Annotated in this window: 14 protein-coding genes and 1 pseudogene; 13 read left to right on the top strand and 2 right to left on the bottom strand. The window is 44.8% G+C overall.

Translation table 11 applies throughout. The annotated features are described in order from the left end of the window. Positions 1-22 precede the first annotated feature (22 nt). Both ABD744_RS04775 and ABD744_RS04780 read right to left on the bottom strand, forming a co-directional pair. A complete protein-coding gene (locus tag ABD744_RS04775; RefSeq protein WP_344795990.1) occupies positions 23-1,642 on the bottom strand; it encodes an acyl-CoA carboxylase subunit beta in 1,620 nt (539 codons plus the stop codon). Beyond that, on the bottom strand, positions 1,643-3,637 hold the full coding sequence (locus ABD744_RS04780; RefSeq protein ID WP_344795992.1) for an acyclic terpene utilization AtuA family protein: 1,995 nt from the start codon (positions 3,635-3,637) through the stop codon (positions 1,643-1,645). A gap of 47 nt (positions 3,638-3,684) precedes the next feature. On the opposite strand from ABD744_RS04780, the gene ABD744_RS04785 reads away from it, so the two are divergent. The 13 genes and pseudogenes from ABD744_RS04785 (at position 3,685) to ABD744_RS04840 (ending at position 12,581) form a co-directional block, all read left to right on the top strand. Then, positions 3,685-4,284 carry a TetR/AcrR family transcriptional regulator gene (locus tag ABD744_RS04785; RefSeq protein ID WP_344795994.1) on the top strand — a complete coding sequence of 200 codons (600 nt, stop codon included), beginning with the start codon at positions 3,685-3,687 and terminating at the stop codon, positions 4,282-4,284. Between the two features lie 130 nt (positions 4,285-4,414). Next, positions 4,415-5,581: an acyl-CoA dehydrogenase family protein gene (locus tag ABD744_RS04790; protein WP_344795996.1), complete on the top strand. Its 1,167-nt coding sequence runs from the start codon at positions 4,415-4,417 to the stop codon at positions 5,579-5,581. Between the two features lie 90 nt (positions 5,582-5,671). Further along, the gene (locus tag ABD744_RS04795) at positions 5,672-6,733 is read left to right on the top strand and encodes an AraC family transcriptional regulator (protein ID WP_344795998.1); all 1,062 of its coding nucleotides are present in this window, start codon (positions 5,672-5,674) and stop codon (positions 6,731-6,733) included. Between the two features lie 720 nt (positions 6,734-7,453). Continuing rightward, positions 7,454-7,591 carry a hypothetical protein gene (locus ABD744_RS04800; protein ID WP_344796000.1) on the top strand — a complete coding sequence of 46 codons (138 nt, stop codon included), beginning with the start codon at positions 7,454-7,456 and terminating at the stop codon, positions 7,589-7,591. 13 nt (positions 7,592-7,604) lie between these two features. Then, positions 7,605-8,018, top strand: coding sequence for a hypothetical protein (locus ABD744_RS04805; RefSeq protein ID WP_344796002.1), 414 nt, complete (start codon positions 7,605-7,607; stop codon positions 8,016-8,018). 88 nt (positions 8,019-8,106) lie between these two features. Beyond that, entirely contained in the window at positions 8,107-8,274 is a 168-nt protein-coding gene (locus ABD744_RS04810) for a hypothetical protein (RefSeq protein ID WP_344796004.1), read from the top strand. Between the two features lie 293 nt (positions 8,275-8,567). Next, positions 8,568-8,957, top strand: a complete 390-nt coding sequence (locus tag ABD744_RS04815; protein ID WP_344796006.1) for a dual specificity protein phosphatase family protein — start codon at positions 8,568-8,570, stop codon at positions 8,955-8,957. A 33-nt stretch (positions 8,958-8,990) separates the two neighbouring features. Next, complete coding sequence (locus ABD744_RS23155; RefSeq protein ID WP_425562122.1) at positions 8,991-9,101, top strand: DUF6959 family protein; 111 nt, start codon at positions 8,991-8,993, stop codon at positions 9,099-9,101. 376 nt (positions 9,102-9,477) lie between these two features. Continuing rightward, positions 9,478-9,831, top strand: coding sequence for a hypothetical protein (locus tag ABD744_RS04820; protein ID WP_344796008.1), 354 nt, complete (start codon positions 9,478-9,480; stop codon positions 9,829-9,831). A 13-nt stretch (positions 9,832-9,844) separates the two neighbouring features. Then, positions 9,845-10,132: pseudogene (locus tag ABD744_RS23160) on the top strand (transposase); the annotation flags it as partial. 166 nt (positions 10,133-10,298) lie between these two features. Continuing rightward, a complete protein-coding gene (locus tag ABD744_RS04830) occupies positions 10,299-10,679 on the top strand; it encodes a hypothetical protein (RefSeq protein ID WP_344796012.1) in 381 nt (126 codons plus the stop codon). A 118-nt stretch (positions 10,680-10,797) separates the two neighbouring features. Continuing rightward, on the top strand, positions 10,798-11,493 hold the full coding sequence (locus tag ABD744_RS04835) for an alpha/beta hydrolase (protein ID WP_344796014.1): 696 nt from the start codon (positions 10,798-10,800) through the stop codon (positions 11,491-11,493). Positions 11,494-11,636: 143 nt separating this feature from the next. Beyond that, on the top strand, positions 11,637-12,581 hold the full coding sequence (locus ABD744_RS04840; protein WP_344796016.1) for an alpha/beta hydrolase-fold protein: 945 nt from the start codon (positions 11,637-11,639) through the stop codon (positions 12,579-12,581). Positions 12,582-12,792: the final 211 nt, after the last annotated feature.

Below are 12,792 nucleotides of genomic sequence, written 5' to 3' on the forward strand. Positions count from 1 at the left end.
ATTTGTCTCCTTAATTAAGCCGTTAGAAACGAGCTACGCCAAATTGGTTGCTATTCAAAGGTTTGTTATCTGCTTGTTTACATATGTCTAAGAGCTCGATCATCAGACGACGAGTATCTCTTGGGTCGATCAGACCGTCATCCCAAAGCCGGGCGGTGCCGAAGAGTGCGGTTGATCCTGCCTCCAGTTTTTGGGCTGTGGTTTGTTCGATCATATCCAAGGTCTTTTCGTCCGGTTCCATGCCCATCGCTCTTTGCTTTGCCTCTGTGACGATACGAAGTACTTTGCCTGCCTGGGCACCGCCCATAACGGCGGTTTTACTGTTTGGCCAGGCGAAGATGAATCTCGGATCGAGGCCCCGGCCGCACATGGCGTAATTGCCTGCGCCGTAAGAGCCACCCACTAAAATTGAAATCTTGGGGACTCGGGCATTCGCCACGGCTTGCAACATTTTTGAACCGTGTTTGATGATGCCGTTCTTTTCTGCATCTGTGCCCACCATGAAGCCGGTGGTGTTATGTAAAAATAACAGCGGGGTGTTGCTTTGGTCGCAAAGCTGAATGAATTGTGCCGCTTTGTTGGCGCCTTGCGGAGTGATTGGCCCGTTATTGCCGATGACAGCACAGGCCATACCGCCAAAGCGGACAAAGCCGCAAAGGGTTTGTTGATCAAACTGAGGTTTAAACTCTTGAAATTCAGAACCATCCACTAAGCGGGCAATGATTTCCCGAACGTCATAGGGCTTTTTCGGGTCCGCCGAAATTACGCCAAGCAACTCATCAATGCTGTACAGCGGTTCATCTGCATCGTGTTCTGTGGATGATGTTGTAACATTTTCATTCCATGGCAGGCTGGCAATGACTTCCCGTGCTATACGAATTCCGTCGGCATCATTCTCGGCTAAGTAATCGGCTGTTCCGGCTTCGAACGCATGGAGTTCGGCACCACCAAGTGCTTCGTCGGTGGCGATTTCACCGGTCGCTGCCTTGAGCAAAGGTGGCCCGGCTAAGAACATTTTGGCCTGATTGCGAACTGCAATGACATAGTCGGACAAGCCGGGCTGATAAGCACCGCCAGCCGTAGCATTGCCATGAACAACTGTTATTTGCGGTATGCCCGCTGCGGATAGGCGAGATTGGTTGGCAAATGCTCTGGCTCCGGGCACAAAGACATCCGTAGCGTAGTTCAGATTGGCTCCGCCAGATTCGGCCAGAGTAATGATCGGTAATTTATTTTCGAGCGCAATTTGCTGCAGTCGTAACGTTTTGTCCAGACCGGCTGGCGAGATGGTTCCGCCTTTAATAGCGCTGTTATTTACCTGAATCATGCAGCGAACGCCGGAAACAAAACCGATGCCGCTGATTAAGCCGCCGCCTGCGGTGGTGCCGTCTTTGTCGTCGTGCATCTTGTATCCGGCCAGACCGCACAGCTCGATGAAAGGTGAATCTTGATCGAGCAGCAGATTCAGGCGTTCGCGGGGCAGCAATTTGCCTTTTTTCTCGAATTTGGCACGGGATTTTTCTGCGGTATCCAATACCGATTTTTCTATGGCTCTCAAACCTTGAATGCATTCCAGCAGTGCTGAATGATTTTCTGAGAACAGCTCAGATTGAGGTTGAATTTGGCTGTCTATGACACTCATTTAAGCCACTCCTTTAAGATTAGCTGTCATACTTTTTGGGATCATCACAGGCATTTCCAGCAGTTGTTGAGCCAGTGCTTTGCCTTGAGGATCGACGCGCAAGCTGGCAATGCCACCCCCGCCTAAAGCAAAGGTCAGTAAAAAGTTAAAGGCATGCAAACCGGGCAGTGGATAGCGAAGCACTTGGCTTTGTTCCGATAACACATGCGCCATGAAACTCCGGACGTTCTCTTCGGTCAGTGCTGCTTGGATGTAGGGTAAGAACTCGGGACTTCTGGCCATCACGCCAATGTTGCAGCTGTCACCTTTATCACCACTGCGGGCTACGGCCAATCGGATAAGAGGGACTTCTTCTTCGTTGGAAGTGGCGGTCTGTAGTTCAGCCGTCTGTAGTTCAGCCTGAGGCGAGGGGGCATTTTCAGAAAGGTTTGGGTCTTGAGTCTGACTTGAACCCGGAACGTTCACAACGAGTGATTGTTGTTCGCCTTTGACGGAGATGATCTGTGTGACTTGGTCTTTATCAATTAAGAATGAAAATAACTGGATGACAGGGCTTACCTTAGGTCTTCCTCCGACCAGGCCGGTAATGCCTGGGGCCATAGAGGTTGCTGCTGGTGCTATCTCTCTTGCAAATAAGCCGAGGGCTTTTTTATCCTGGTGACGGGCAGCGATTTTAACCACCACTTCTCTGGCGTCACTTTTCGTTGCAGGCTGCCCATAGGTGGCTTCAGTGCCTAAAATTTCGATGCTGTAGTCGTCAAAATCAGACCAACCCAGTTTTTTATAGATGCCTGACACTCGTGCCATGATGGCATTGGCTACTCGATCCGCTTTTTTGGCGGCATCAATGCCTGCCATTAAAAAGCTAACCGTACAACGTTGGCCGGTCATGTGTGTGGCGGCAACTTTGTATTGTCTGGTCGGAGCACGCCCTTTTGCACCGCTGACTTTGACTTGGTTGTCTCCGATTTCTTCCAAAGAAACCTGGCTGAAGTCGCAGTTCACATCCGGCAGAAGGTAGTGCTTTGGATCGCCGATTTCATAAAGTAACTGCTCGCCAACGGTGAATTGATTGATTAAACCGCCGGTATTGTCTGGTTTGGAAACAATGAAACTGCCGTCCGCCGAGCACTCAATAATAGGGAATCCCATGTTTTCGTAGCCCGGTACGCTTTCCCAGTCGGTGAAGTTTCCACCGGTACATTGGCAGCCGCATTCAATGATATGGCCCGCCAAACTGCCTTGCGCCAGTAAGTCGTAGTTGCTTTCCGGCCAGTTAAATTCATGCATCAAGGGGCCTAAGACCACTGCGCTGTCTACCACTCGGCCGGTAATTACGATGTCTGCCTGTTGAGCTAATGCCGCTTGAACGGGTGTGGCTCCCAAATAGGCATTGATGCTCAGACAGCGATCGGGAAAGTCTTCACCAGAAAACATTTCCTGAATGTTTTGCTCTCTAAAAGCGCTTTGTTGAGAGACCAGGTTATCACCAGCAACCAACGCGACGGTTAAATCTAACCCTGCCTCTTTGACGGCTGCTTCAATGGCAGCAACACAAGCGGATGGGTTTACGCCTCCTGCGTTGCTGATGACCTTAATGTTGTTTTTGGCCAGAGCTGGCAACAGGGGTTTAAGCGTTTCTACAAAATCGGTGGCGTAGCCCAGTTCCGGGTTTTTCATCTGAGCACCGGCCAAAATAGACATGGTCACTTCAGCTAAATAATCAAAGACTAAATAATTGAGATTGCCTTGATGAACGAGTTGTTGTGCTGCTGCTCCGGTATCGCCCCAGAAAGCAGAAGCGCAACCAATGCGAACCGTGTTTGAATTTTCCATGTTGGTGTTCCACGCGTTGAGCTTTTTTACTGTTTGGGTTACTTTACCAAGCAAGCGCTTGGTTTGTAAATACGTTGTGCTAAATTTATTCAATGCCTGCTGGTTGAGCTGAAATGCATAAGTTCCCGTGTATTGGGCTATCGTAAATGTAATGACCAACGGTTCTCATTCAGGCATAATTTGCCCGATCAAAAGGAGAGAAGTACGTGTTAAAGAAGTTAGTTTCTGAAGGTATTATCACTGATCCGAGCAGTGCCAAAGGTCGTTTGATTCAAGCCGCAGCGCGTTTATTTCGCGATAAAGGCTACGAAAGAACGACGGTTCGTGACCTTGCGGCGGAAGTTGGAATTCTCTCCGGCAGTTTGTTTCATCACTTTAAAAACAAAGAGCGCATTTTACGTGCGGTGATGGAGGAAGCGATTCTCCTGAATACCGAAACCATGCGTGCCGCTTTGGCCCAAGCTTTGACTCCGGAAGACAAAGTTCTGGCGTTGATCAAATGCGAGTTGGCCTCTATTTTAGGCGATACAGGTGCCGCAATGACGGTATTGGTGTTTGAGTGGCGCAGCCTCAATGAGGACAGTCAGCAGCACATCCTTGGTCTTAGGGATATCTATGAAACGTTATGGATGGATGCCTTGAAGGAAGCAAAAGAAGCGAATTTAGTGGTCATTGATCCGTTCATTTTACGTCGGCTGTTGACTGGTGCGTTAAGCTGGACGGTCAACTGGTACGAACAAGATGGAAAAATGGACTTGGACGAGCTGGCACGTAATGCCTTGAGTCTGGCCGTGAAATCTTCGTAGTCTTTTATAGTTTGCTGTCATCACGTCATTTTCGCGCTTAAATCCTACTTAAACTGCGCAATCCGGCCATTATCTGGCAAAACCTGCTTTGATAGCGTATTTGTTATACATATCAAAGTGGTTTTTTCTTATGAATTTAGAGCTCAACGACATTCAGACTATGATTCAGCAAACGGGTAAAAAGTTTGCTGAAAGCGAGTTATGGCCCGTGGCTGGCCAGGTTGAAGATAAATCCCAGCGTCCGCTGTTTCTCAGTCATCTAAAACATTTGGCAGAACTCGGTTTTATGGGGCTAAACATCCATCAAACTTATGGTGGCACCGAAGCCGGAGTGGTGGCGTTCAGTCTTGCTGTGACGGAACTAGCCAGAGGTTGCGCTTCTACGGCTGTCACTGTGTCTGTTAATAATATGGTTGCTGAGGTAATTCAAAGCATCGGCACAGAGACGCAAAAACATACCTACTTACCTAAAATTTGCAGTGGCGAGTTTTCTGCTGCGGCTTTTTGCTTAACGGAAACAGGGGCTGGCTCGGACCCCGCGAATATGAGCACCAAAGCGGTGAAACAAAATGGCCGGTGGGTGATTAACGGCACCAAGCTCTACATCACAAGTGCGGCGTATGCCGGTGTTTTTGTGGTTTGGGCGGTGACCGACCCAGGCGCGAGCAAAGGCAAGGGGATCAGTTGCTTTTTAGTGGATGCAGAAAACCCTGGGGTAAGCATCAGTAAAGAAGAACAAAAATCAGGACAGCTGGCTTCGGCCACCAATGAAGTGGTTTTTACTGATTGTGTGGTGGAGGAATCCGCCGTTCTCGGAGAGTTAAATCAAGGGTTTAAAATTGCGGTGTCTGAATTGGCAGGAGGCCGGATAGGCATAGGTTCACTTGCGTTGGGCTTGGGGCAGAAAGCCTTGTCTTTGGCGACAGAGCATATCAAGCAGCGCGAACAGTTTGGTCAGGCCATTGCCGACTTTCAGGGCATACAGTGGATGTTGGCTGAGCGAGCAACGGAACTGGAGGCTGCCAGATTGCTGTTGATGCAGGCTGCGTACCTGAAAGAGAAGGGCGAACCGTTTGGTACTCAAGCCTCGATGGCGAAGCTGTTTGCGACTGAGAAAGCGAATAAAGCCTGTTATACGGCCCAGCAATTATTGGGCGGTTTGGGTTACATGAAAGAAGCGTCCATTGAGCGTTTAGTCAGAGATGTGCGGGTTACCAGCATTTATGAAGGCACCAGCGAGATTCAAAAAGTGATTATCAGTCGTGACATTTTGAAAAATTCGTTGGTTTGGTGCTGATTTCCCCGGTTTTGGCCACATTGAACATTGTTCTAAAGCATATTTGCGATGGTTTAATAAAAAGCCGATAGCAACAATAATAAAAACGCTATGAATGAAGTGCAGACAACAGCCATCAAGAAAATAGAAATCAAACACGTTGCCACACTGGGAGACCAGAAATACCCGACGTTCGAACTGAAAGCCATTTTATCTTATCTGAATCAATGCGGGCATGGCGATTTTTGTGCTGAGTTATTGAGTGCGCTGGGTCTTGCTGAATCCGATCTGGAACACCCATTCATGGATGCGCACCTTGCGCTAGAAGCATTGCGGCTGGTTTTGGATCGATTTGATCAACCCGGTTTAGGGTGCAGAATCGCCCAAACTTATCGGCTTGATCAGTTAGGAATGATCGGCACTTGTTTAGGCTACTCGAATAATCTCGGGGATGCGCTGTCGCTTACGAATAGCTATTACAATTTGTTGGGCAGTTTTACGGACATAACTAACATTGTTGGTGAAACCAGACTAACCAATCGACTGGTAAACGTGGCTGATTTGCCTGAAAACATCCAGCGTTTTTTATTCGAGCTGACAGTGGCAGGGCTGATTGCTGTTGGTCAGGAACTTTCTGGTACGAGAGTGCCTGTTCGGTCTGTACGATTTGCTCAAAAGCTGTCTGAACATGATGTACAGGTGTATCGCTCGATATTTCAATGCGAGGTTGTGGATCAGGCCAAGTTTGATGAGTGGGATTTGGATTTAAGCTTTGCTGAGTTGCCTGTGATTCTGCCAAAACCATCGTTAGAGAAAATCATTGAAGACCTGCAATCGTTAGATCAGGAATGGCAAAGCGGCAAAGGATTGGTGGATGATATCGACGACATCTTACAAGGCTCACCGGGCGATTACCCAGACCCTGCGATGGTGGCTCATGCCATGGGGGTGAGCGGTCGTACGTTGCGACGCAAGTTGAATGGCGTCGGCATTACCTACAGTGCGCTGATGAACAAAGTGCGCTTGCAATTGGTACTGGACTTATTGAACGACCATGATTTTTCAAATGATCAGATAGCTGAAACCCTGGGGTTCTCCGATACGGCCAACTTCCATCATGCCTTTAAAAAATGGACGGGTAAAACACCCGGTTTTTATCGAATCAAAAAGTAACTTTAAAACCGTTTTCGCTGGCGCTATAAACCGTTACCCCATTGAGCCGAAAGCCCTTGGAACCCTTTGGCTGGTAACATTGGCGCTGATGAAACCTTTCTCAATTGGTCTTTCGAATACTGCAAGAAAAGTATGGCCTGTAAGTTGGGTAAATGGGATGTTGTTACGTAGTGTTGGTACCGGATGTCTGGAGAATTATCTTTCTTGGGTTAGAGTGTTTTTTAACCAGTGTAAGATCTCTAGAGTTGCCGTAAATACGAAAAATATCCGACATGAGTCGCTTTTTGGGTGTAGTGGGTTTATCAGGTGCTGAAAATTAATCGCAGTTTGATGTTTTGGACGCATATTGGGAACGTGCTGATTACATACTGAAGACGCACTTTGGGGCGGAGTCTTTTTGACTATGTATTAAGCGGTTGTTTTATGGGTAAATGCATTAGAGAATGAGACGCAAAATTGGAAGAAATGATCGGCGACACCATGTTGGATAATTTTGCTGTTATGGTTCTTAAATCATGGAAACAAAGTTTGTAACCATTCATGGAGATGAATGGAAAAAGGAAGATGTAGAGGAACCAATAGAATGGGCAAAGACCAAAGCTTGGAAGATAGAGGTCTGGAGTTCCGATTCAGAAAACTGGGATCACGACCATTGCCAAATCTGTTGGTGGAAACTCCACAAATCTAAAGACCTAGAACATGGACAGGGTTATCACAATCATGAAAACGACAACTGGGTGTGTACTGAGTGCCATGATCAGTTTCTTAATACACTATAACCAGGCTGCGCACACCGGCCACTTCGTGGGCTGGACTCGTTCCGCTGCGCTCCACTTGCCGTTGCGCCAGGCGCTATAAGGCATATGCTGCTATGAAAAATATTTTAATTCTATTCATTTTTTCGTTTTCTAGTAATTTCGCTTACTCAAATGGAGAAAAAAGCTCATCCAATTATATATCTGAGAGCACGCTAGATGATTACATGACATGTGCCGCATTTTACGTTGAGGTTGGAGCCATGGCTAAAGTGGCTGAAAAAAAACAATTCGCTGCTTATTCTAGCTATCAAGCTGAGAAAGCGTTGGCTCGAGTTCTTGTTCAACTGAGTGAAGATAGAGATAAGACAGACGCATTAAAATTACTAGAATCTAAACTTGATCTGAAACTCAATGACATAAAAGCCGAGCCTGGTCCTGCCATCAACCATCTGCGTTCTCTAACAGACAAATATTTTAAGTCTTGTGAAAAAGCTCTGAATGATTCGGAAAGGGCATATGGCGTATAACCAGTTGGTTGTTAAACACGCTAGGGAAAGAAATCCCTCGCTGGACTCGCTACGCTCGCCGTTTACCAAAACGTTATGAGTCTCTGGTATGAAGTTATTGAAAGAGTTTACATCTATATCAGATGCCGAAGCCTTGGCAGAGAAGCTTAGGCAAAAAGGTGTTCTAACCCATATATCTAACACAAACTCCAATCAGTTAGGTGGACATGCTACAGGTGCAATAAAAGTAGAAGTATGGGTTGTAATATCTGAGTAATTTAATGATGCAGTTGCTTATTTAATTAATCATAAGCATATGGTTAGTAATCCATTGTCAGAAACCGAAATGGATTTAAGTGAGGCAAAGGCAAAAGAGCAAATGAACAAATCAATAAATAATGCTTTAAATAAATTGGCCATAAGTTTCATTTCAATCATATTTATAGCTTTGGCGTTCTATGTGCTATCAAACTGATAACAAATTGGTGAAATACGCTCGGGAAAAAGACTTCCTCGCTAGACTCGCCATTTACCAAAACGTTATGGCGCTTCGCAAACTGAGAGATCTTGATGGACTGGATTACTGATTCAATTGCTTTGGGCAACTTCGTAGACGCAAAAAATCTGCAGGAAGGTGACGTAGATGCCGTGCTTTGTCTTATCGAAAACTGCTGTAGCATTGATGAGACCCGATTTGATGTAGAGGTCATCCCCCTGGTGGATGCTGCAGGAAATGATAGGCGGGTGTTCAACGACTGTGTTGACTTCATTGATGATGTGGTTTCTTCCGGAGACAAAATTCTTGTCCACTGTCATGCTGGTAGGTCTAGGTCAGTTTGTATTCTGGCTCGCTATTTTATGATTAAGCACGGTCTAAAAAGCCATCAGGCTCTTGAAAAAATTGAAGCTAAAAGGGAAATTTATCTTTCTCCTGGCATTGAAGAGATTCTTGAAATATGAGCCATAATTCGCTGTTATGAGTAGTCGAGATCGATGAAGAAAGAAGAGATTGAAGTATATAGCCATGAATCTAATAGCTGCATTGTCAGAATGCCTGAGCGGAGATTTCCCGGTGTTGTAGTTCAAATCAATTCTTTACCATAAAGCGCTTAAGATAGTAACGCCGGACTGGGTGTCCGGTTTGATCCGGAATATGTAGGTTAGTCATTCAAGTTTCCTCAGTTAAATAAAGAGGACAGAATAATCAATAAGGAAACAGTGTATTAGATGGGGTTTATGGCTCGTTTACGTTGTTTAGTATAGAATTTCATAATGGTGGCCTTCTAAGGTATGTGCGCAAAAGCAGGCTATACCTTGGATGGTAGTTTAACTATCAAGCCCGAAAACCCTTGGGAGGTCATCATTAGTATCAAGTCAAAGCACCCGGACTTGGGAAAGCTGCCACCCTTTTTGTTCCCAAAAAATCGCCAACTTCACCAAGCCAGTGTTTGAGGCGTTATAACTCGTATATGGAGAAAGAATGAAGAAACTGACTTTAGTTATATTGATGATATTGAGTACACATGTATTTTCCGGTGAATGTATAAATTGCACAATTAAATTTATGGGGTGTAGCGGAAAATATCTAGGAAAGCAAAGCTGTAGTATTTATTTTAATGAAAGCATCTCGAACAAAGCCTCCTGTGCTACTGGAACTGATTCTGGAAATAGAATGGTTCTTGATGTTTCAAATGAAGGAGAAAAAGGAATTTTGTCGTTAGCAATTTCGGCAAAATTAGCGAATCAAAAGGTAACAGTATATGGCAATAATACCTGCGATATTTGGACAACACATGAAAGTATAAACCTGCTGTATATTGGTGAAGTTAAATAAGTTATATCAAGAAAAGACCACTTTGTTTGCCTATTCCAAAGGCATCACTTCAAGCTGAGAAATCCAGTGGTGTTGTGAAACCAACATCATTTTTAAAGCCTTGTCGTGTGACAGCGTACCTCACTTCACTACCATTGCTAACTTTGTAAGTAGCCACGTGGAGGAAGTGGCTGCGTTGTTTGAACAAGTGCTTCTGGTTTGCGATCAACAAGGATTACTTGGCAAAGAGTTGTTCGCCATTGATGGATGCAAAATGGCCTCTGACGCCTCAAAAGAACATTCTGGCACCTTTAAAGAGTTGGCCGCATAAAAGGGCCTATTTAGTCGAAACAGCCAAAATCAGCTCACACAATAAGAGATCATGTAAAAGAAAATTGGTTAGAATGCGGGTTAATAAAATTAACGGATTAAATGGAAGCGCGTGGAGAACTAAAAGGGTTTTTCTACAGGCTCGTTAGGTGAATTATATGGAAGATATCACTGCAATCGGAGAAGGCATTTCGCACATTGAAATGGCATCAGTAAACTTCGATCAATGGATGCTTACAGTTGCACTTAGGACTTATGCCAATGACCAATCGGTAAAAGGCATGGTTCACTTAACGTTTAAAGGTGTTCGTGGCTTTCGATACCTGGATGAAGGCGATATGCTCAGATATCCGTTTCCAAGCAATTGCACAGAGAAATATGTTCAAACAATCACACAAGAAGGTTGGTCGCAACAAGAAACAGAGTTTGGCAATATTGTTACGTTAGCGTCAGGCCACACGGAGTATCTTGTTGCCACAGACAATGAGTGTTTGTGTGTTTTGGTACATGACCAACCGGTAATTATCAAAGAACTATGAAACAATCACTTCAAATTTAGTGTTTATGACACAATGCTTTAGTTAGGTGGCGTTGTTCATCCTTAATTTACTGGCCGGTATTCGTTGACCACTACAACCATTTAATAAAGATATGAATTTGAATAAATACCTCGTTGCTTTTTTATTGTTTTTAACCAAACACTCTATGGCTGGAGAGGTTTTTATCGACTTTCCGTCGGAGATAAGAGCCGATGAAAAATATATCATCTACTCTCATGGCCTAATAGTCGAGGGTAGTAACAATAAACCAGTTCATACGAGATTTGGGGTTTATGAATTTAATTTAATCAAAAATGCTTTAGTTGCAGGTAGTGATTTCAATCTAATCGCGGAACATAGACCTAAAAACACTGAAATCGTCATATACGCCAGAAAATTAGCGTCTTGGGTCAAAGCGTTAGTATCAGCCGGGGTTGAACCCGCCAATATCACTCTTGTGGGCTTTTCAAGAGGAGGAGAGTTAACGGCCTATGCTTCAAGCGAACTAAATCGTTTGAATATAAACACTGTTCTGCTAGCAACATGCTGGCCTGGGTCAGTCCAAAGTAAGCCGGAGGTGACTTTTGGAGGAAATTTTCTATCTGTATATGAAACTACTGATGAGGCTTTGTCCTGCAAAGACATTGCGAATAAGAGTAAGGACTTAATTTCATTCAAGGAAATAAGCATTTCAACAGGTAAGGAACATGGCGCATTTTTTAAACCGTTGGAAGAATGGGTCACTCCCGTTAAACAATGGATTAACTCCAAGGCTGTTAGCATCTTGATCAACGATGAAGACAAACATCGTTAGTATCAAGTTTCTGTTGTCGCCACTTTGTGGCTGGGACAGCTTACTTGTCGCTTTGCTATGTTCCAGCTGTCCCAAAGCGTTGGTATGCGGGCTGAGGCATGTCGTAACTCAGACTTAATTAGAATTGATATTGGATATCCTAAATGCAGAAAGGCGCATTATATTTACGGCGTACAGGTATTGTATTCGTGGCCATAGTTCTAACAATAATTGTTGGCTCGATCTCGCTTTGGCATTGGCCAGGTATAGTAGCAAAATCCATATCTCAACCGCTTGAGTACACTCCTGTTCCTATTTCCAGATTGGAAATGAAGTGTTTTAGTCGTGACGTGCCTGTTAACTGGTCGTATTGCATTAATCGTATGCCAAATAGTAAAAGTGATGACCTGATTTATTATTTCCATGGACGCAGAGGCAATGCCAAGTGGTGGAATGACGATACCTACTACACAGGTGATTTGTACCGACAGTGGGCAGAGACAAAGTCGGAACCGCCGACCGTAATCAGCATCTCATTTGGCTCGCTTTGGTTGCTAGAAAAGGGGTTGCTTCTTGAGTATTTTCAGAATGAGCTTGTTCCACAGATAGAGTCAAAACTTAGTTTAAAAATTGATAAGAGGCTCGTTGTTGGTGAATCAATGGGAGGTGTTAACGCAATTCTAGCATGGCTAAATACCAGCTCATTATTTGATGGGGCAGCTTCGCTTTGCGCCCCACTTCCAACAGTTTCTCCAAAGGCATCATTTAATGAGATTGCAGAATATATGCATAGCTCTAATACCTCATGGGAACGAGGTTTAATGATGTTGTTTATGGGACGCTACCTATATCCTGATGAGGGGAGTTGGAATCAAAATAGCCCCTTGAAAGTGGCGCATAGTAAAGATTTAAGTTCAGCAGGTCCCTTGTATCTATCTTGTGGAAAAAAGGACGATTGGGGTTGCATGGTTGGTTCTAAGCAATTGATTGAAAATGCCGAAAGCAATGGCGCTCAAATTCTTTGGTATCCAATGGAGGGAGGGCATTGCGATATTGACAGAATGTCTCTTGCGAGGTTTTTAGGTGATTCGAATAGAGTGTATAACTAATACAGATAGGTTGCGCGCAGCCACTAGAATGAGTTGAGTTGTTCCGCTGTGAGCTGATCAGGCAGCACTCAAAAAAATCCCCCAACTTGCCGAAGACAACGGGAATACATGTTGATGGTTTTAGGGCTTTTCCCCTGCAGGGTAAGTTCGTTAAGATAGCGTTGATACAGAGAATTGAAGCAGCTTCGTTCAACCAGTACCTTTGTTTTTC

The sequence above is a fragment of the Litoribacillus peritrichatus genome, from assembly GCF_039537985.1.
GTDB lineage: Bacteria > Pseudomonadota > Gammaproteobacteria > Pseudomonadales > Litoribrevibacteraceae > Litoribacillus > Litoribacillus peritrichatus.